We start from the raw sequence: 21,792 nt of genomic DNA, 5'->3' as shown, positions 1-21,792 counted from the left end.
TTTATGCAAAGAACAATATCAGTAACTGTGCTGTCAATACACGCAGGAACATTGTCAGCGGATAGACTGTTGCATAGCCTACAGAAGGAGCATCATTTCCGGCCGTTGCATTAGAATAAGCCAATGCAGGGGGGTCGGTCGTACTACCGGCAATCAGCCCCATTAACGTGAAGTAATTCACTTTGCAGAAATAACGACCGATACAACCGATGATAAGCAAAGGCACAGTAGTAATAATAAAGCCATAACCGATCCAGGCGAAACCTCCATTATTTACGATCGTGTCGACAAAACCATCTCCTGCACTGATACCGACACAGGCAAGGAATAAAGTAATACCGATCTCACGCAACATCAGGTTGGCACTTTGGGTCGTATAGGTGATTAACTTATACTTATATCCGAAACGGCTGATCAGGATAGCTACGATCAGCGGACCGCCTGCCAATCCAAGTTTTACCGGCTGGGGAATACCAGGGAAAGTGATAGGAATACTTCCCAGGATAATACCTAAAGCAATTCCGACAAAGATAGTGATCAGGTTCGGTTCGTTCAGGCGTTTCATAGAGTTACCCAACACCTTTTCTACATTCGTTACAGCTGTTTCAGTACCCACAACATTCACACGGTCGCCTACCTGAAGCGTCAAAGCCGGAGTTGCCACCAGATCCACACCGGCACGGTTAATACGCGTTATATTGATACCATACAACTGGCGCAACTTTAACTGGCCTAAACGTTTTCCATTTAGTTCCGGTTTTGTAACCAGAATACGACGGTTAATAAACTGGCTCTCCATGCGGATCCACTGTTTACGTTCCATATCGATCTCTTCACCGATAAATGTTTTGATGGTCTGAGCATCCTGTTCGGTCGTAATGACAAAGACCTTATCGTTCTCTCTTAACAAAACATTTGCCGAAGCAATCTCGATCTGCTTATTGTCATCATGCCAGATACGGGAAATAACGAAGTCGCGGTGTTCCAGCAAAGCAGATAACTCACCGACAGACTTATTGAAAACAGCCGGATTTTTTACAATCAATGAAATAGGTTTAGCTTCATTGGTATGAGAAGCATCCGTTTTGTTCAGATCCTCATTTTCCTTATCGAAAGAAACCCGGAATACATAGCGGATAAAGATAAGAGACAAGATAATCCCGATAACACCCAATGGATAAGCAACCGCATATCCTAATGCAATTGTATTATCTGTAAAGCCGTGCATATCGGAAAAGGCCTGCTGCGCAGCTCCCAGACCAGGTGTATTCGTTACTGCTCCGGATAAAATACCAACCATAGTCGGCATCGGAATACCCGTCACATAATGCAGGATAATAGCTGTCAGTACTCCCAGGAAGACGATTCCACAAGCCAACATATTCAATGTAATACCACCTTTCTTGAACGAAGAAAAGAATCCCGGACCAACCTGCATACCTACGGAATAGACAAACAAGATCAAACCGAACTCTTTGAAAAAGTGAATCACATTATGATTGATCGTAAAACCAAAATGGCCCAATACAATCCCCACGAACAGAACCAGTGTAATCCCCAGCGATACACCAAACACTTTAATTTTTCCTAACTGAATACCCGCCGCAATAACAAACGACAGCAGCAGGATGGAGTGCCCAATGCCTTCTCCCCATAACAAATCATTGATCCAATTCATAATATTCTATTAAAAAATCTTTTCGCCATTAAATAAAGTTCGCAAAGGTAGCCATTAAGTTTGTGTTTAACAACATAAACACTATCTTTACCCGAGAAAAAAATAAATGTTCATGAAAAGATTATACAGCTTGACACTGGCTTTCTTACTGGCAGCTGCAAGTCTTAACGCTCAAAGCTCAGAAAAAGCAGTGACTATCAAAACGAACGTCGGGACCATGAAGGCCCGGCTATACGACGATGTACCGAATCATGTACGTACATTTATCAACCGCGCCCAACAGGGAGAGTTCAACGGTACACTTTTTACCCGTGTCATCAAAGAGTTCATGATCCAGGGAGGAGCACCCGATTCAAAGAACGCACCTGCCGGAGCACGTTGCGGTTTCGGTGATTCGTCGGCAGAGATTATGCCGGAACTGAAAGATAAATATTTCCACAAGAGAGGTGCCCTTGCTGCCCCGCGCCAGAATGACGATGTCAATCCGGAAAAGAAATCGGATATGTCGCAATTCTTTATCGTACAGGGAAAAGTATATCGCAACGGGGAACTGGATACACTGGAACTGATCGCCAACCAGGATATACGGAAAAAGGCGCTGGATAAGTACTACCGTCCTATTGCCGTAGACCTGAAAATGTTGAAACAAAGCAACAAACGGGAATATAACAAACGAGTAACTGCTGTGAATGCCCAAATAGATTCCATGATTCTGGCAACGCCAGGTCACCTGATCTTTACTGAAGAAGAGCGGAAGGCATACACAACAGTCGGCGGATGCCATCATCTGGATGGTATTTATACGATTTTCGGTGAACTGACAGAAGGGTTCGATGTGTTGGATGTTATTGCCAACCAGCCGAAAGACCAATATGACCGTCCCCAAAAAGATATCCGGATTATTAGTGTTACAATAGAATAAAATTCATCCAATATGCTGAAAAGAGATTTAATCATGGTACAGATAGAAGAACTGGGCAAGATGGTTGCCCAGGTAATCTTCAATCGTAATAACAATGCTGCCGCGAAGAATCCGGAGCTGATACAAACTGTTTTCGAGAACCTGAAACTGGATCAGGATTTCCTGATGACAACAGCTCCCGACGATATCCTCCGTTTCCTCGACAACGAAGAGAAGAGCGGTATCCTACGTCTTGAAATAGCGATCAAAACCTTGATCGAAAGCAGCTATCAGCAACCGAAGAACCAACCGGATATACTCCGCCGGGCAAAAGAATTGCTGGAATATCTACAGACACATGATACCACATTCTCGCTGGAAAGGGTTAATCTGCTGAATGAGATCGAAGAACAGATAAATAGCTGAGTCTTGATTTCAGGAAACCGAGTTCAATAACTCGGCTACTCCTTCCGCACAACGTTCTCCATCGATCGCTGCAGAGACAATGCCGCCTGCATAACCAGCTCCTTCCCCGCAAGGGAAAAGTCCTTTTATGGTTATATGCTGATAAGTGTCCCGATCACGAAGAATGCGAACGGGAGAAGATGTACGTGTCTCCACTCCTATCATCAGAGCTTCGTTGGTCAGAAAGCCTTTCGATGTCTTGCCGAAATGACGGAAACCATCCCGCAAACGACTGGTTACAAATTCAGGCATCCAAAAATGAAGCGGTGAAGCCAACAACCCAGGCGTATAAGAAGAGACAGGCAGGTCAAATGAATTCTTCTTATTAACGAAATCGTTCATACGCTGGGCAGGGGCTATCTGTTTCATGCCCCCGTTTAACCAGCAGACTTCCTCCAAACGTTCCTGAAAAGCCATCAGGGCCAATGGAGAATCGGCAGGAACTGTTATCTCTTCGTGTTTCATCAGTTCTGTATAGTCTTCCGGACGGATCTCGACCACCATGCCGGAATTGGACCAGCGGGAACCACGATTGGACGGAGACATACCATTGACAACGACCTGTCTGGGACCACTTGCTGCCGGCACTACGAATCCCCCCGGGCACATACAGAAAGAATAGACTCCCCGACCGCTTGCCTGAGTTACAAAACTGTACTCAGCTGCCGGAAGATACTTGCCTCTTCCTTCTTTCCGGTGATACTGAATCTGGTCGATCAATTCTTGCGGATGTTCCAGACGTACACCTACGGCAATACCTTTTGCTTCGATAGGAATCTGTTTCTCATAAAGATAGCGGTAGACATCACGAGCAGAATGGCCTGTAGCCAGAACTACCGGACCATAGAAGCTTCTGCCTGTATTAGTCTCCACTCCGATCACTTCATCTTTTTCGATGATCAGTCTGTCCATACGGGTTTCAAAATGGACTTCTCCGCCACAACGGATGATCTGTTCACGGATATTTTCTATCACGCGGGGCAGTTTGTCTGTTCCTATATGAGGATGGGCATCAGCAAGAATAGATGTGCTCGCTCCATGCTGGCAAAAGACATTCAATATTTTATCTACCGATCCGCGTTTCTTGCTGCGGGTATATAATTTACCATCGGAATAAGCTCCGGCACCACCTTCACCGAAACTGTAATTCGATTCACCGTTTACAGTATGTTCACGGCTGATCAGGGCTATATCCTTTTTACGTTCCCGCACATTCTTTCCTCTTTCGAGGATGACCGGACGCAAACCCAATTCGATCAGGCGAAGGGCTGCGAACAATCCTCCCGGACCGGCACCGACAACAACGACCTGTTTTCCACCCGACACATCCTTATATTCCACAGACTGAAATTCCGGTTCTTCCGGCTGTTCACCGATGAATGCACGTAGCTTAACGTTCACATAGATCGTACGCTGGCGGGCATCGATAGAACGTTTTAAAACCCGGACAGCCTGTATATCTTTCGGAGCAGCACCGGTCTCACGGGCCACCACCTGTTTTAATGACTGCTCATTTACTGCTTCTTCCGGCAAGATGCGGAGTTGTAATTCTTGTATCATTATTTTAATCCTTTATGCTTAATTATTTAGTACAGGGGTATATAAAAAATAAGACCTCCCTGTGCCCGAAAGCCACTCCAGTCAGCATTCTTTGTTAATTTTTTGCTTTTATCTCCATCCATATACAGCTTCTTTACCGCATCCCATTCATAACCTATACTTAGGTTTACAGCAACAAAACTACATAACTTTAAACGGGCACCGATTGCAGGAGCCAGGAAAAAGTTAGGTCCGGTAAACTTTAACTGCTCTTCCATTCCCGGAACGTTTTCCGGTGCCGGATTACCTGATATATTATAATGTAATGATTCTTTCAGATTCACATTATTAAATATCATCCCAGAAGACATTTCCAGGTAAGGTTGCAAATGTAATTCACCTAAAAGAACATCGGTCAGCGTGTAACGGTAAAAGATACCCGCTTTATATCCCTTGGTTCGTATCACCAGACTATAATCTCCCGAATAATCCGAAACCCCTTTCTTTCCCGCGGTATTCATATAGTCAAACAGACCTCCCAATTGGTGCCTTTTCCATTCAAAACCAATCCGCATATCATGCATCAGATAACCAGGAAAATTATCTGTCGTCTTCACTCCATTCAATTCGGGCAACATGGTATTCAACAGATCTTTCATTCCGGACATATTATACGAACCAAAGCCCGCATTATACTCTACGGTAATCTTTTGAGCATTTCCGGCAAATGAGCCGGTTAATAAAAAAAATACAATTATAAGCCTTTTCATTTCTTCAGATATTTTTCTATATGCAAAGCATATCCGGTATTGGACAACAAGACATTCCCATACAATTTACATTCGGAAAAAGAAGAGACTTCCTTTGTATACAAGACTGTATTGGTCTTCATATCTATAACTTTTACATTTCCCGAACCACGTAAAAGCAAAAAGCCGGTCTTGGGATCGACGTTGCTTACTAACATTCCCGGATAATCCAGCGAATGTACCAAAGATAGGTCACGACAATTATACACCTGTATCTTTCCATTTGTCGAGACAATCAGCTGTTCAGGATTCAGAGGATTCATGCATAAACCGGAATAAGACAAATCCATCTTTTTCATCGATACGGGCCGGTTATTTTCCAGAATAACCATCGTAAATCCACTTCTATCGCCATTCTCACAACACAGATAACGTCCGTCGGACGAAAAAGAAGCGTTATACGCATTCAGATATTCCGAAAACTCGAAAGAATTTTCCAATGCCCCGTCGGACATACGGTAAACAAGTACAGTCTGATTCAGAGAAGAAACAAGGCAGACCAATTTATCATCTTTCGTAAAAGTCATCGCTCCAACAAAAGAATAGGGATTTCCAAGCTTGATCGTTCGTACATGCTGCATTTCCTTGCTTTCCAACACATCTATCGTCTGATTATGAGCTGCTGCCATCCGGCTATTGTACATAGACAATGCATAATTATTCACATTATTACCGTCCGGACCTTTATACTCTTTATACCGAATGATGTCCGGCCATAGCCAGTTTGTTATTTCACCGTATGAACTGACATACATTATATCTTCCTGCACATTATAGCCGTAACGCGCCCAGTTCTGTTCCGGGGCAATTAATATACCTGAACTTGCTTGTACACTTTCATATTTTTGTATATTGGCACCGAACACACGATCTGCTTTATCCCACGGAACGACCTCAACGACCATCTCAGGATTCGATGCACCAAAAGCAGCATATGGAACACGAATAAAATCAGCAGCATACTCACTGACCAGCAGTTTCCGGTCATACTCGATGTTCATAACCGACTTATAAGGTCTTATAATGTTTATCTGCAAACTGTCCGGATCACTGGAATCATAGGTGATTTCCGGATACTGCATCGGTAGGTTGGCATATCCTAACAACCACGGGGTTCTGCCATTCTTAAAATAAACAGAAACCTGATAATCTGTAGATTGACCGATGTGAGATTTGCAAATATAGGAGAGCTGATCCCGATCGGTTATCTTCACATCCAGACTAGAACCGATCACCCTGTAATAATCGAATATCGATTCATTCAGTAACGGTTTCTCCCATGACAGTTCCAGGTAACCATCGGCATTCGTTTTGTAAGTCAGACTGTATGCAGGTTCTTCATAGGTTATGACTTCGACTGGCCAACTATATGTACCCAGGTAATTTTCCATTCCTGTCTGATCGGCAATACTTCCGGAGCCGGAGCTTACGTATATGTCACATTTTAATGTATAATTACCAACCGGAACTTCTCCTTTATTAATAACAAATACACCGGAAGCGGCCTTCTCTATCCATTGCTTCTCTCCCATGTTAAAGATACAAACAACCAGTTTATGTCCTGAGGTATTCAGATTATACTTAATCGTCGTACTTTCTTCGGAAATAACAATCTTTTGACCATCATTATCGGCAGTCAGTTCAACACTCATCTCAATCTCGCCTGCAGGTTTTTCCACATCAATGAAGTTGTCTCCTACCTGATATTCACACCCTGTAAACAAAAGGATGAAAATATACAAAAGACATGATACATTTTTATTCATTCGTTATATCTGATTTTTCATACAAGAAATATTTATCCAAACAATTGCCGGAAAGCCTCTTCTACTTTCCGTACCTGTACTATTTGTATCTTACATTTATTGGTATCGAACCCTTTCAGGTTATTATGAGGAATGATAATACGTGAGAATCCTAACTTCTCCGCTTCCAGAATACGTTGCTCGATACGGTTGACAGGACGGATCTCTCCCGACAAACCGACTTCACCGCACATACAGACACCTTGTTCGATACTGATATCCAGACTCGATGAAAGGATTGCACTGATAACGGCTAAATCTATCGCAGGATCGTTTACCTTCAAACCACCGGCAATATTAAGAAAGACGTCTTTCTGTATCAACTTAAATCCGGCACGTTTCTCCAGGACGGCCAGAAGCATATTCATTCTCCGAAGATCGAATCCGGTCGCACTACGTTGCGGAGTCCCGTAGACAGCAGAACTGACCAATGCCTGTGTCTCAATCAGGAAAGGACGTATCCCTTCGATGGCTGCAGCAATCGCCACACCGCTCAACCCTTCATGGTTTTGTGTCAGCAATAACTCTGACGGATTGCTGACTTCACGCAAGCCATCCTGACGCATTTCATAAATACCCAGTTCCGCCGTGCTACCGAAACGGTTTTTAATGCTCCTGAGGATGCGGTACATATAATGCTGATCGCCTTCGAACTGAAGAACCGTATCGACGATATGTTCCAATACTTTCGGTCCGGCAATACTTCCTTCTTTATTAATATGGCCTATCAACAAAACAGGCACACCACTTTCTTTGGCATATTTCAGGATTGCAGCACTACACTCACGCACCTGCGATACGCTACCGGGAGAAGATTCTACGATCTCCGTATAGATTGTCTGGATAGAATCTATGATTAATAAATCAGGTTGTACGTTGCGTGCCTGGATAAATATTTGTTCCAGATTCGTTTCACTCAGGATAAAACATTCCGGATTTTCGTGAGCGATACGATCAGCACGAAGTTTCAGTTGCCGACTACTTTCCTCGCCGGATACATATAATGTTTTCAAATTATTCAGCCTCAAAACAGTCTGCAAAACCAGGGTAGACTTACCGATACCCGGCTCACCGCCAATCAGTACCAACGAACCTTTGACCAAACCGCCTCCCAGGACACGATTCAGTTCTTCGTCTTTCAAATCGATTCGGGTTTCTTCTTCGGATGTAATGTCACGCAACAGGACCGGACGGATTTTTCCTGTTTCCGTAATACCGGGAATAATACGTTTTGCCGCAGGTTCTTTAGTAGCTACGATCTCTTCCACATAGGTATTCCACTCGCCGCAATTCGGACATTTACCGATCCACTTAGGAGAGTCTGCTCCACAATTGGAGCAGACGTATACTGTTTTTGTCTTAGCCATACATCTTTAAGATTTGGCGTAAAGATAGGAAAAGTTAGCCAAATAAGTCGAGTGTAAGTTGTTTCTTCTCCGCCTCCAGCTTACGCAGGTGGCGCTTGCCTTGCGGAGTAACGATTTCCATTTTATCAAAACGGGTACGAATCACAGTGGTCACGGTATAGCTGATATTGATCGTCTCGCCCATCTCACTTAATTTACGAGCAATCTCCAGTACACAATCGATGCACATACCGCTTGTAAAAGATATCTTTTCATCGAACATCTGCTTTTTGAAATCTTCATCGCACATGTAGAAGTCGATCGTCTCGCCACCTTTGTTATAAATACCTTTCCAACGATAACGACTATCCTTCAATACCGGCGAGATAATCTCAATGGTAGCTTTATTATCTTTGACAGTCGGCAGGTCATCCGAACGAAGAATAAAGTAATCAAACTGTTCGCGCTTCACCTCCAAGGAGCCGGAACGGCTACGATTTTTATCATTTAATTCACGTACATTGATCTTCGTTACTTTGGGATATCCACGCAACGCTTCGTAAAAGTTGGATTTATATTTACAGAACTTCGGCCAGGATGCCAACAATTCCACCAGTTCGCGAGGTATCAAAGCCCCCGCCTGTTTCAATTTAAGCGAACGTTTCAATAAGGAGATTTCCTTCTGCATATCCTCTTCGTCGGCATTCGTCCTGTCGACTAAAGGTTGACCGCCGACAGACAATGTCGGCCTGGTTAAAACCTGCATCAGAATATTCAATACTACTGAGATAGAGCGCGAACTCTCACCTGCTATCGGCCATACGACCCGGTATCCGCCTTCCTGCGAAAAGGGTTCACAATGGGCTGTCATCTTCACGTCCAGTACATCTGCCAACACACGCAGCATGGAAAGTATCTCTTTCTCACAGCGATGTTTGACCCAGGCATCCATATAACTGGACTTATCGTTAAATGAATAACGTAATTCAAGTTTGTTGTCAAACTTTATCATAAAGTCATTGTGTTATTTGTCCTAATTCCTGCTAATTATTTCACGGGTTGTTCTTTCGGTTTACGGTCGAAGAACGGGTTTTTAGAAGAGGCGCTGACCGGAATGGCCATCACACTCCTGCTCTCTCCCAGCCATCCCAAACGTTGGGCTGCCAGACCGGCACTGAACATAACACGGGTATCCAGACGCAAATCGGATGCGGTTGCACAAGCCGAACCGATAGCAATACCCAAATCGACAGAGTTGATAGCACACGGTACTTCTGCCGGCTTCTCTACGCAGGTTTCAAAACCGCAATGAGCACAGTTGAGTCCTTGTACCTGCTGCCGTGTACCCAATATCACGATTGCTTCCGCACTTAAAATATTATCTGCATCACGCAAAATGAACTTAAATCCGGTCTCTGCCGCCAGGTTCAGCATCTCGTCAGACAAACGTTGTATATCTTCGCCGGTAACCATTGCTATTTCTATAATATCGATCCCCTTCCCCTTGGGAGCCGTACGGGCAGCCGTCATCATCTGACGGACAGCCTCTAACACATGTTCGTGCCGTATTTCTCTTTCGTTCTGTATCATCTTTTTATTGGTTTAGCAGGAACAAAGATACACTTTTACTCGCTTTCGAGTTCAAGATTAGTCATCTTTTCTGTAATCATGAACGGATAATCGGGATATTCGTACAAGCTGAAACGCGGTTCTGTCTTTCCTTCGCAATAATTCCAGATGCTGCGATATTCTTTCACGTCCTCTCCCATCTCTTCCAATTGCCTCAAATAAGCAGCCACCGACTTATTCTCTACAATATATACTTGCCCCAGCTTATCGATGATCGGACTATGGCGACGGCCGGTATCATGATCAAACTTCAGGATGCGCTTCCCTTCGGCCGTTAATCCTACGGTTTTAAATGTCATACTTTTACCTATTGCAGGAAGATTCAGAACATTACGGTCTGTGGCTGCGAACAACAGATGATTCTCACGCAGGAAATTATATAGTTTCCTGCCTAAAGGACGTTTATTGGTCACTATATCGTCCAGTTCTGCCAGCTTATCATCGGGTACTCTACCGAAAATCTTCTCTTCATGTTGTTCCTGGAGCGAACGGCTGTTTGGAGTAAAAACAGCATAATTTTCATGGAAGCCTTTCACCGAGAACGTATAATAACATATCACACCGGCAGAATTGAGCGTCTGCCGTAATTTGGCAGTATGTCCGCGGCGGGAAGCAGCAACCGTATAAACCAACTGGTTCGTGATCACCCATCCGGCATCGAGTATCGCCTTTATAGCACGTTTAGCTTCAGGAGTCACTTCCAAAGGGGATTGAAAATGTGTTTGAACAATAAACTGGGAAACTCCGACAGTCGATGCTTTTTCCTTGAACTCTTTAAGGATAGATACCAGTTCGTCGGTAATTCGCAAAGGTAGATAAGCAAGCAAACGTGACCCCAAACGGACTCGTTGCAATTCGGCCAACTTCTCACCTTCCGGACGCAGTTCATTCGCCTTGCGTTTGCGGACCGCCATTTTATATACGGCTTCCAATATTTTACGCAATGTGGCGTTCTGGCTCATCAGGGCATCTCCACCGGTGATCAGTATATCACGCAACTGTGCGTCTTCTTCAAAATAATGCATTAAACGGCGCAACTTCTTATCCCAGGTCTCTTTCGGTTTCAATGCTTCAAAATCGAAATTAAGACGTTCACTCTGAAAGTCATACATACGTTGACAAGAGGCGCATAAACCTCCGCAGGCCCTTCCCATCGAATCAGGGATCAGAATAGCAACCTCTGGATAACGACGGTGAATATTATGTCCTTCCGGCAAAAGCCATCCGGCTGCATTCGGCTTACCGGCTTCCACGATATCTTCTTTTTCCCAGGCTTTTATACAACCGTAAGTATCGACCAGTTCATTTGAATAAAGGATATATGAACGGATCGTTTTATCATCATATCCGTCTTCTCCGGGATTCAATAACGACAAGTAGTAAGGTGTAACGAAAAACGGCATTCCTTTTTTCCTGGCCCGCGCAAGGAGCTGCATCATTTCTTCCGAAAGGGATTCTCCCAGGAAATAATTCAGTTCTGTCGGACTTTTGATTGCCAAAGCCAGATGAAAACGTGCAGTATTCCACCATTCTTTCACCTGGTCATACTTTTCTTCATAAGTCATTTCCGGTGAGAACTGAAAACGGGAGGAAGGAGCGTTCCTACGTTCGATCTTACGGATCAGTCTCTTTATAATACGGTCTTTATTGGCTTCACGTATCGCAATAACATCTTCATCCAATCCTGTAGGCCAGCGATTCATCTGGCGTTTCACCAAAGCACGGTCCGGCTCAACAGTCTCCGGATGCTCCAACAACGTGAACTGATGATAAAGATCTATAAACAGGTCAGGTGAAACCTCTTCCGTCAACTTTCCTGCCAATAATTGCCAGAAATAAGTGATAGTCTGTATAGACATCTCCTCTCCGGTCGAAAGCTCATCTATCGGAGATCCGTCATATTCTATTAAAAGTAAAATACGCTTCGCCACGGCATTCCCCATATTACTGCCACCTCCGTTGATTTCAATCCGGGAAGAAACGAATGAGCGTAGAGCTTCCCTGAACAATTTCACGTTCCGGCTCTCTTCCGCCATTGTCACCAAATGAGGAAAGTCCCTGTTAAACACTTTGAGTAAATAAGAATTGTCGTACGTTAGTTCTTTTCTTTTAATCATAAACATCACTGCTTTTTAGATAGATTAGAATAATATTATAAATCATGCCACTCACCTGGAGAGATTATATCCGGGGATACGGGTTATCAAATCATAAGAAATGGTTGAAGTAGTCCAGACTGTTACACATGTCCACAAATATAACATTTTTAATCGAAAAACTATGAATATCCACTTTTAAAACATTCTAATCGACAAAAAATAAAGAGCAAAATGACATTTCTGTGAGCTTTTAATTACATTTTGATCTCATTTAGGGCATTACACGAGAAAGAGGGTATTTTTACTTTTACACAAACCTTGAAAAATATGCGTTATAATTTGTTTTTATCAAAAACTATTTTTATTTTTGTGACAAGTAATATTTGAGGCTAAAGCCTCTCATTTTTAGGTAAAGGTATTGGTCATTATAAGTATTAAAAAAGTCTACTTGTGAAAGTAGACTTTTTTATTTTATCCAGAACACACCTCTCTTTTGTAACAGAAATGTAACAGTTATTTCACTCTGCCGAAATACCGAATGCCTTCCTTTGCAGAAAATAATTAATTTTGTAAACGATGGAATGAATTGTTCATTTCAAATAAAATAAAAAGACTATGGATATGCCCCAAATTCTTGTTGTGGATGATGAAGAGGACTTGTGCGAAATCCTCAAATTCAATCTGGAAATAGAAGGTTACGAAGTGGATACCGCCTTCAGTGCAGAAGATGCTTTAAAAAAGGATCTATCTGTTTATCAACTACTTTTACTGGACGTCATGATGGGAGAAATCTCCGGATTCAAGATGGCGAGTATTTTAAGGAAAGAAGAAAACACTTCCAATATCCCGATTATCTTCCTGACAGCGAAAGATACTGAAAACGATATGTTGACAGGCTTTAACCTGGGAGCAGACGATTATATTTCAAAACCATTTTCGATCCGTCAGGTAGTCGCACGTGTTAAAGCCGTGTTACGAAGAACGGCTGAAAAGGAAAAAGTCGATATAAACGAGCGTCTCAACTATGATACATTAGTGTTAGATACAAAACGTATCAAAGCATCGGTTGACGGCAAAGAAGTGCCCCTGACCAAAAAAGAATTTGAAATACTTAAATTACTATTGGAGAATAAAGGGAATGTTTTTTCACGCGAAGAGATACTGTCACGCATCTGGAAAGACGAAGTATATGTGCTGGACCGTACAATAGACGTAAATATTACCCGGTTACGGAAAAAGATAGGCCCTTACGGAAAAAACATTGTTACCCGCCTCGGCTTCGGTTATTGTTTTGAATGCTAATCCTGTTATTTGAATTATGGTAAGAGTAGAAAAGATGAGAAACCGGATGCCGTTCAGTCAACGGCTATTCTGGTCCATTTTTGTGATGTTCCTTGGATTCACTGTTTGTTTTCTGTTGTTTCAATATCAACGGGAACGGGAATTTTCGCAGGAAAAGTTGAATAATGTATTGAGTAACTATAATTACCAATTATTTCGCCGTACCCAGCAAGATGCCGATATTAACAAAGTCGTACAGCAATTCATCGAGGAGATTCCACAGAAAGAGTTACGTGTAACAATTATCGATCCTAACGGTAAAGTGCTATTCGATAATAGCGGAACAGAAGAATTTAATAATCATAACGACCGCAGCGAAGTACGTAAGGCCCGTTTGTATAACGAAGGCTTTGCCATCCGAACCTCCGGATCGACAGGCAGACGATATTTTTATTCGGCCAGCAACATCGGCAGCTATATCTACCGCTCGGCACTCCCTTATGATCCGTATGTGCAAAGTGCCTTATCGACAGACAAGGACTTCATATATTTTATGATATTGATGACCCTGATTTTTTTCTTTGTCCTCTCCCGTTTCACTTTCAGTATCGGCCGGACCATCTCCAAATTACGAGATTTTGCCCTGAATATTGAAAAAGACCGGATACCGGAGACTGATTATACCTTTCCCAATGATGAACTAGGCGATATTTCAAAGAACATCATCACTTTATATCATCAACAGCAAAAGGCAAAAGACGAACTCTCTATGGAGCGTGAAAAGCTGATAAAACATTTCCAATATGCCAAAGAAGGGTTTGCCATGTTTACACCCGAAGGGAAAGAGATTCTGTCGAATATTCTTCTCATTCAGTTCTCGAACGTTATCTCCGACAGTCAGATACGGCAAGCCGAAGAAGTGATAGAGATCCATGAGCTGGAACCGATCAAGGCATTTCTGAATAAAAATATTCCTAATACGAATCGTAAACGCAAGGTTTTGCGTGAATCTGTCACCATCGATAAGAACGGAAAAATATTCCTGATCGAATGTATCCTGTTCCTGGATAACAGCTACGAGATCTCCATCAATGACATTTCGCGTCAGGAAGAGGAAAGCCGGATGAAACGTCAGCTTACACAGAACGTAGCACACGAGTTGAAAACACCCGTCAGCAGCATTCAGGGATATCTGGAAACGATCATCAGCAATCCGGAACTCACTTCCGACAAACGTCAGTTTTTCCTGGAACGTTGTTACTCACAAAGTACCCGCCTGACAGGATTATTACGGGATATTTCTGTTCTGAACCGTCTGGACGAAGCTTCCGACATGTTCGATCTGTCTGATATAAACATTCCGAAACTGATTGCAGAGATCCAAAAGGAATGCTCAAAAGAGATGGAAGAAAAACAGATTACTTCCGAGATTATTTTGCCCGGTGATCCTACGATACACGGTAATTATTCATTATTATATTCTATCTTCCGGAATCTATATGACAATTCAATTGCCTATGCCGGAGAAGGAAGCCAGATTACGGTAAACTGTTATAAGGAAGATCCTAAATTCTATTATTTCAGCTTTGCAGATAACGGTGTCGGTATTTCAGAAGAACATATCAACCGGATCTTTGAAAGATTCTACCGGGTGGATAAAGGACGCAGCCGGAAAGTCGGAGGAACCGGATTAGGATTGTCTATCGTTAAAAACGGAGTCAATTTCCATAAAGGACAGATCTCTGCAAAAAGCAGCCCGGGGAAAGGAGTCACTTTCTTCTTTACCCTTAAGAAAAAATTATAAACATAAATTACATGTATATATAGTATATAAATGTGTCGTATTTTATATCTTCGCGCCCTATTTTTCTTAAAAGATAAGGCAAAGATGAATATAAAAGATTTGACATGCGGTCTGGATTTCGGAACATCCAATTCCATTATATCACTCACAGACAAAGCAACACGGAAAGAAGTATTTTCATACAGCACCAGTTCCATTCTGTACTTTCCGGACACAAATGAAATGAAATACTATGTGGGAAAAGAAGCCCACAATAAATACATAGAAGAAGAAATGACCGGGCGTCTGCTGAAATCCGTCAAGACGCTGCTCCGTCAGGACAAATTTCTTTCTACCTGGATATCCGGTAAAAGAATGACGCCCGATCAGCTCGTTACCTGCATCATCCGCCATCTGAAAGAAAAAGCGGAAGCCTTTACCGGCACAGAAATAACCGATGTGATACTCGGAAGACCTGCTGTTTTCTCTGAAGACATAAAACAGGAAAATCTCGCTGTCAATCGCTTGACGCTTGCCGCCCGCAATGCTGGTTTCAAAAATATCAAGCTGCAACTGGAACCAATCGCTGCCGCCCTCTCCTACGAACAACAACTCGACCATAGTGAAAATGTACTGGTAGCTGATCTCGGCGGCGGTACGTCCGATTTTACCATTATGAACCTATCACCAGGGAAAATCCGGAAAGAAGACCGCAAAGACGATATCATTGCTCATGGCGGTGTCTATATTGGCGGTGACCTGTTTGATTCGGAAATCATGTGGTACAAAGTGACTCCTCACCTGGGCCGCGGTGCCAAATATCAATCCTACGATAAGGAGATAGAAGTTCCCTCCATCCTTTACCGTGAACTGAAAAACTGGGAAAGGACATTTATGCTGAAAGAAAGTAAGCTGCGCCGCTCGATGGATAGTTACTATCATCTTTCAGGTAACAATCCCAGAATAAACAATGTCAGGGTTTTAATAGACAATAACTATGTATTCTCCCTATTCAAAAGAATCGAACAATCCAAGATAAACCTCTCGGACGGAAAAGAAACGACGATAGACTTTGAAAAGGATGCTATCAGCATACACGAACCTTTCACACCATCCGAGTTCGCCACGATCATCGAACGACATACGAACGAGATCGAGCAATACCTCCGCAAGATGCTCGAAACAGCCAAATACAAAGCCGAGGATATCGATTCGGTTTTCATCACAGGCGGCAGTAGCCTTGTTATTCCGGCAAGAGAAATTCTTTATCGTATCTTCGGAGAGGATAAGATACGCACAGGGAATACTTTTAATAGTGTGGCATACGGGTTATCGCTCAGTTACTAATCTCTAATAGATATCAAAACAAAGGCTATACGAAAAACTCATCGATGCTTTTCATATAGCCTTTAATTATACCTTTGATTTTCTATCAACGTTCGGATATCGGAACATAAGTCGCTTCTTCCAGAACATTCTTATAAGCCGGACGGATGATACGTTTACCGTCGAAGTGCAGCTCTTCGATACGGTGGGCAGTCCAACCGACAATACGTGCCATAGCGAATAGCGGTGTATAGATTTCCTGCGGCAGACCGATCATTTCATAGACAAAGCCGGAATAGAAGTCTACGTTTGAAGAAACACGTTTCTTCGTTCCTTTATGCTTCGCAAAACATTCGATAGCACGTTCTTCCAGTAACTCCAAGAAGGCGAACTCTTCTTCGCGTCCTTTTTCCTTTGCCAGATCGCGGGCCAGTTCTTTAAGTACGACGGCACGCGGATCGGAAATGGTATAGACGGCATGACCGATACCATAAATCAAACCGGTCTTATTATAGGCTTCTTTATTCAGCATACGCATAAAATACGTATCTATTTCATCTACATTCTTCCAATCGCCGATGTTCTCTTTCAGGTGATGGAACATATCGACAACCTGAATATTGGCTCCACCATGCAACGGGCCTTTCAGCGAACCGATACCAGCCGCAATGGAAGAATAAGTATCAGTTCCTGTCGAACTGGTTACGCGAACCGTAAAGGTCGAGTTGTTACCACCGCCATGTTCAGCCTGTAAAACAAGCAATAAATCCAATGTACGGGCATCCAGTTCGGTAAAGTCTTTCTTCAGCATGTGCAGGAAGTTCTCTGCAAGCGAAAGATTTTCGTGCGGGTGGCGAATATGCAACGAACGGCCGTGTGTACTATGACGGAAAATATTATAAGCATAAGCTATTATGGTCGGGAACCGGGAGATCAGTTCAATAGACTGACGCATCAGGTTGTCACGGGAGGTATCGTCCGGATTCGGGTCGAAAGTATACATTTCCAGTACGCTACGAGCCAATATATTCATAATATTCTGGCCTTCCAGATCGAGGATATTCATCTTTGTTTTCTGTTCCAGCGGCATGTTGTCGCAGATCAGTCCTTTGAAAGATTCCAGTTCCTCCTTATCGGGTAATTTGCCGGAAAGAAGCAGATAAGCAACCTCCTCAAAACCGAAACGTTTTTCCTTGATCAGGGCATGTGCCAGATCTTCGACATCATAACCTCTGTAAAACAATTTCCCGGGGATGGCTTTCAAACCGCCGTTATCCGGCAGACGTTCGTAACCGACCACATTACCTATCTTGGTCAATCCGACCAATACGCCGCTGCCGTCTTCATTGCGCAGACCGCGTTTCACGTTATACATCGGGAACAGTTCATTATCGATCTTGCAGGCATCCTTCGACGCATCCGACAGCTTATAAATAAGATATTCTTTTTTCATCACGAATTATTTTTACGAGGTTACAATAAAGATATGATACAATCACCAAATTCCTTGGTGCCAAGAGTTTTTCCTTCCGGCATAAAGCGTGCCAGGTCATTCGTTGCTTCTCCTTTTGAGAATGCTTCTTCCATAGCAGCAGTGATCAGTCCGGCCGCTTTATCCCAGCCCATATATTCAAGCATCATCACGGATGAGAGCAAGAGGGATGACGGATTCACGATATTCTTTCCGGCAATATTGGGAGCCGTACCGTGGGTTGCTTCAAAAATAGCATAACCACTGTCGTAGTTAATATTGGCACCCGGTGCAATGCCTATGCCGCCAACCATCGCTGCTAACTGGTCCGATATATAATCGCCATTCAGATTCAGAGTTGCGATAACCGAATACTCTTCGGGAATCAACAGGGTGTTTTGCAGGAAAGCATCTGCTATCACATCCTTGATGATCACTTTTCCGGCAGCAGTCGCTTCAAACATCGCTTTAACGGCTTCAGCTTCGCCTTTTTCCTTTTTGATCTTTTCATATTGCGGCCAGGTGAATGTCTTATCTCCGAACTCGCGTTCTGCAAGAGCATATCCCCAGAGCTTGAAACCACCTTCGGTAAATTTCATGATATTACCTTTATGCACCAGCGTTACGCTCGGTAATTTATTCGTCAGAGCAAATTCGATAGCGGCACGTACCAAGCGTTCGGTTCCTTCTACAGAGACAGGCTTCACACCGAACGAAGACGTTTCCGGGAAGCGGACTTTCGTCACTCCCATTTCTTCCGTCAGGAACTTCAGGAATTTAGCAGCTTCCGGCGTTCCCTGCTGCCATTCGATACCGGCATAAATATCTTCCGTATTTTCACGGAAGATGTACATATCCACTTTCTGCGGCTCTTTGACCGGAGAAACAACTCCTTTGAACCAACGGACAGGGCGCAGGCAGACATACAGGTCGAGTGTCTGGCGCAAAGCGACATTCAGGGAACGGATACCGCCACCGATCGGAGTAGTCAGCGGTCCTTTTATACCGACCATATATTCGCGGAAGGCATCCATTGTTTCTTCTGGTAACCAGCTGCCTGTTTTATTAAATGCTTTTTCACCAGCCAGGACTTCTTTCCATTCTATGGAGCGTTTACCACCATATGCTTTTTCAATAGCGGCATTGACAATCTTCTGGCTGACCGGGGTGATCTCTGCTCCCACACCGTCACCTTCTATATAAGGAATAACCACCTTGTCCGGGACAATCAGGCGGCCGTTTTGTTTTGTTATTTTACTCATTGTGATAGTTTATTAATGTGCTACATTCAATGCCGACCCGGCTTTGAACCATTTGATCTGTAAATCATTGTACGTATGATTTACGGGGAATGATTCCTGTGTGCCGTCCGCATGATACAAGATAGCTGCCAAAGGTTTACCCGGCGCAAAGTCTTTCAGACCGACGATAGAGATATGATCGTTTTCGCGGATCTTGTCATAGTCTTCCTTATTTACAAAGGTCAGGGCCAGCATGCCCTGTTTTTTCAGGTTCGTCTCATGGATACGGGCAAAACTCTTGGCAAGGATCACCTTCACATTCAGGAAGCGGGGTTCCATTGCCGCATGTTCGCGGGACGAACCTTCACCATAGTTTTCCTCAGCAACCACGATGGACGAAATACCTTTCGCCTTATACTGTTTGGCAACAGCAGAAACAGCCTCATATTCATTATTCAACTGATTCAACACTGCATTCGTCTGGCCGTTGAAAGCATTCACAGCACCCATCAGCATATTATCGGAAATATTTTCCAGATGACCACGGAAACGCAGCCACGGACCGGCCATCGAAATATGGTCTGTCGTACATTTGCCGGACGCTTTTATCAAAAGCGGCATTTCCAACAGGTCATTTCCGTCCCACGGGGCAAAAGGCTGCAAGACCTGCAAACGATTTGATTCGGGATTGATATTTACTACCACATTCTTTCCGGTCGGAGCCAGATAACCGTTGTCTTTGACATCGAAACCATCAGGTGGAAAATCCGTACCCTGCGGTTCACGGAGTTTAACTTCACGACCGTCTTCGGTCTTCAATGTATCTGTCAGCGGATTGAAGCAAAGGTCTCCTGCTATTGTCAAGGCAAGTGTCAGTTCCGGAGAAGCGACAAAAGCATGTGTGTTCGGATTTCCATCTGCACGTTTGGCGAAATTACGGTTAAAGGAAGTTACAATAGAATTCTTTCGGGTGTTATCGTCGGTATGACGTTTCCACTGTCCGATACACGGGCCACAAGCATTTGCCATGATCGTTGCACCGATCTTTTCAAAGTCACCGATAATACCGTCACGTTCGGCTGTGTAACGGATCTGTTCCGAACCCGGATTGATAATCAACGGAGAAGCGACAGGAATCTTATCTTCAAAAGCCTGACGGGCAATGGAGACAGCACGGCTCAAGTCCTGGTAAGAAGAGTTGGTACACGAACCGATCAGACCGACTTCCATCTTACGCGGATAACCGTTAGCCTTCACTTTAGCTGCAAATTCAGAGATAGGTGTCGCTGCATCCGGAGTGAACGGACCGTTGATATGCGGTTCCAGTTCCGATAGGTCGATCACGATTACACGGTCGTAATATTCATCCGGCTGTGCCCTCACTTCCATATCGGCTTCCAGATAATCCTGAATAGCGTCGGCCCAGGCGGCAACCGTATCACGTCCGGTGGCACGCAGATAAGTAGCCATATTCAGGTCGTAGGGGAATAATGAAGTAGTTGCTCCGACTTCGGCCCCCATGTTACAGATCGTCGCTTTTCCCGTAGCGGAAATAGAGGAAGCACCTTCACCAAAATATTCGATAATGGCATTCGTCCCACCTTTCACTGTCAGAATTCCTGCCAATTTCAAGATGACATCTTTGGGAGAAGCCCAGCCATTCAGACGTCCGGTTAGTTTAACACCGATCAGTTTCGGCATCTTCAGTTCCCATTCCATACCGGTCATTACATCGACCGCATCAGCGCCACCGACACCAATGGCAACCATTCCCAAACCTCCGGCATTCGGCGTATGGGAATCTGTCCCCACCATCATTCCGCCGGGGAATGCATAATTTTCCAGCACAACCTGGTGAATAATGCCAGCTCCGGGCTTCCAGAAACCGATCCCGAACTTATCGGATACGGATTTAAGGAAATCATATACCTCGCTGTTCCCCTTGGTCGCTGTTTCAATATCCGCTTTCGCCCCGATATTTGCCTGGATCAGATGGTCGCAATGAACGGTAGCAGGAACAGCCGATTTGTCTTTTCCAGCATTCATAAACTGCAACAATGCCATCTGCGCTGTCGCATCCTGCATCGCCACACGGTCGGGACGGAAGTTCACATAATCATCTCCGCGCCTGAACAAGCGGAGTGCTTCTTCATCATATAAATGAGCATATAAGATTTTCTCGGCCAAAGTCATCGGACGACCGATCTTTTCGCGGGCCGCATCTACCCGTTTCGGGAAATTGGAATAAAAGCTTCTCAGCATTTCAATGTCGTACACCATATTATAATCCTATTAGTTGTTTGTTTATCAGAATGCTTGTTTGTATGCAAATAAAACGATTCATTGCCATAAAGAATGTAATATAGATGACAGCTATCGTTTTGCAATTCTATTTTCTCATTAACAAATGTATATATAA

Annotated in this window: 16 protein-coding genes; 5 read left to right on the top strand and 11 right to left on the bottom strand. The window is 43.7% G+C overall.

Features of this window, described 5'->3' with window-relative positions; all coding sequences use genetic code 11:
* Position 1 precedes the first annotated feature (1 nt).
* Complete coding sequence (locus IEY67_RS03510) at positions 2-1,678, bottom strand: putative transporter (protein ID WP_122376087.1); 1,677 nt, start codon at positions 1,676-1,678, stop codon at positions 2-4.
* Between the two features lie 112 nt (positions 1,679-1,790).
* On the opposite strand from IEY67_RS03510, the gene IEY67_RS03505 reads away from it, so the two are divergent.
* Complete coding sequence (locus IEY67_RS03505; RefSeq protein ID WP_122376097.1) at positions 1,791-2,600, top strand: peptidylprolyl isomerase; 810 nt, start codon at positions 1,791-1,793, stop codon at positions 2,598-2,600.
* Positions 2,601-2,633: 33 nt separating this feature from the next.
* A complete protein-coding gene (locus tag IEY67_RS03500) occupies positions 2,634-3,005 on the top strand; it encodes a hypothetical protein (RefSeq protein ID WP_229800947.1) in 372 nt (123 codons plus the stop codon).
* 9 nt (positions 3,006-3,014) lie between these two features.
* On the opposite strand, the gene IEY67_RS03495 is transcribed toward IEY67_RS03500, so the two are convergent.
* The 7 genes from IEY67_RS03495 to IEY67_RS03465 are packed head-to-tail and all read right to left on the bottom strand — an operon-like array spanning position 3,015 to position 12,289.
* Positions 3,015-4,604 carry an NAD(P)/FAD-dependent oxidoreductase gene (locus tag IEY67_RS03495; protein ID WP_183669786.1) on the bottom strand — a complete coding sequence of 530 codons (1,590 nt, stop codon included), beginning with the start codon at positions 4,602-4,604 and terminating at the stop codon, positions 3,015-3,017.
* 26 nt (positions 4,605-4,630) lie between these two features.
* Entirely contained in the window at positions 4,631-5,353 is a 723-nt protein-coding gene (locus tag IEY67_RS03490) for a hypothetical protein (RefSeq protein WP_183669784.1), read from the bottom strand.
* Positions 5,350-7,158, bottom strand: a complete 1,809-nt coding sequence (locus tag IEY67_RS03485; protein ID WP_183669782.1) for a YncE family protein — start codon at positions 7,156-7,158, stop codon at positions 5,350-5,352. Before IEY67_RS03485 ends, IEY67_RS03490 begins: the two co-directional genes overlap by 4 nt.
* 32 nt (positions 7,159-7,190) lie before the next feature.
* Positions 7,191-8,564, bottom strand: coding sequence for a DNA repair protein RadA (radA, locus tag IEY67_RS03480; RefSeq protein ID WP_122352649.1), 1,374 nt, complete (start codon positions 8,562-8,564; stop codon positions 7,191-7,193).
* A gap of 34 nt (positions 8,565-8,598) precedes the next feature.
* Positions 8,599-9,555, bottom strand: a complete 957-nt coding sequence (locus tag IEY67_RS03475) for a hypothetical protein (protein WP_122376082.1) — start codon at positions 9,553-9,555, stop codon at positions 8,599-8,601.
* A 35-nt stretch (positions 9,556-9,590) separates the two neighbouring features.
* Positions 9,591-10,133: a ferredoxin domain-containing protein gene (locus IEY67_RS03470; RefSeq protein WP_122352647.1), complete on the bottom strand. Its 543-nt coding sequence runs from the start codon at positions 10,131-10,133 to the stop codon at positions 9,591-9,593.
* A 35-nt stretch (positions 10,134-10,168) separates the two neighbouring features.
* Complete coding sequence (locus IEY67_RS03465; RefSeq protein ID WP_183669780.1) at positions 10,169-12,289, bottom strand: KamA family radical SAM protein; 2,121 nt, start codon at positions 12,287-12,289, stop codon at positions 10,169-10,171.
* Between the two features lie 597 nt (positions 12,290-12,886).
* Between IEY67_RS03465 and phoB the strand changes: the two genes are divergently transcribed.
* The 3 genes from phoB to IEY67_RS03450 all read left to right on the top strand — a co-directional run bounded on the left by phoB (position 12,887) and on the right by IEY67_RS03450 (position 16,682).
* The gene (gene phoB / locus IEY67_RS03460) at positions 12,887-13,573 is read left to right on the top strand and encodes a two-component system response regulator PhoB (protein ID WP_183669778.1); all 687 of its coding nucleotides are present in this window, start codon (positions 12,887-12,889) and stop codon (positions 13,571-13,573) included.
* A gap of 16 nt (positions 13,574-13,589) precedes the next feature.
* Positions 13,590-15,356 (top strand): two-component system sensor histidine kinase PhoR, encoded by a 1,767-nt coding sequence (phoR, locus tag IEY67_RS03455; RefSeq protein ID WP_183669776.1) that lies wholly within the window; start codon positions 13,590-13,592, stop codon positions 15,354-15,356.
* An 84-nt stretch (positions 15,357-15,440) separates the two neighbouring features.
* The gene (locus IEY67_RS03450; protein ID WP_183669774.1) at positions 15,441-16,682 is read left to right on the top strand and encodes an Hsp70 family protein; all 1,242 of its coding nucleotides are present in this window, start codon (positions 15,441-15,443) and stop codon (positions 16,680-16,682) included.
* Between the two features lie 85 nt (positions 16,683-16,767).
* Here the strand turns inward: IEY67_RS03450 and IEY67_RS03445 are convergent, their stop codons facing one another.
* From IEY67_RS03445 to IEY67_RS03435, 3 genes are read right to left on the bottom strand one after another with little or no spacing between them, the layout of a single operon-like run.
* A complete protein-coding gene (locus IEY67_RS03445) occupies positions 16,768-18,114 on the bottom strand; it encodes a citrate/2-methylcitrate synthase (RefSeq protein ID WP_122352643.1) in 1,347 nt (448 codons plus the stop codon).
* Between the two features lie 20 nt (positions 18,115-18,134).
* Positions 18,135-19,394, bottom strand: coding sequence for an NADP-dependent isocitrate dehydrogenase (gene icd / locus IEY67_RS03440; protein WP_183669772.1), 1,260 nt, complete (start codon positions 19,392-19,394; stop codon positions 18,135-18,137).
* A 12-nt stretch (positions 19,395-19,406) separates the two neighbouring features.
* Complete coding sequence (locus IEY67_RS03435; RefSeq protein ID WP_122352641.1) at positions 19,407-21,653, bottom strand: aconitate hydratase; 2,247 nt, start codon at positions 21,651-21,653, stop codon at positions 19,407-19,409.
* Positions 21,654-21,792 lie beyond the last annotated feature (139 nt).

It is taken from the genome of Parabacteroides faecis (assembly GCF_014647375.1).
Taxonomy (GTDB): domain Bacteria; phylum Bacteroidota; class Bacteroidia; order Bacteroidales; family Tannerellaceae; genus Parabacteroides; species Parabacteroides faecis.
The sequence above is the reverse complement of the archived record's forward strand: the minus strand, read 5'-3'. Positions and strand labels throughout refer to the sequence as shown.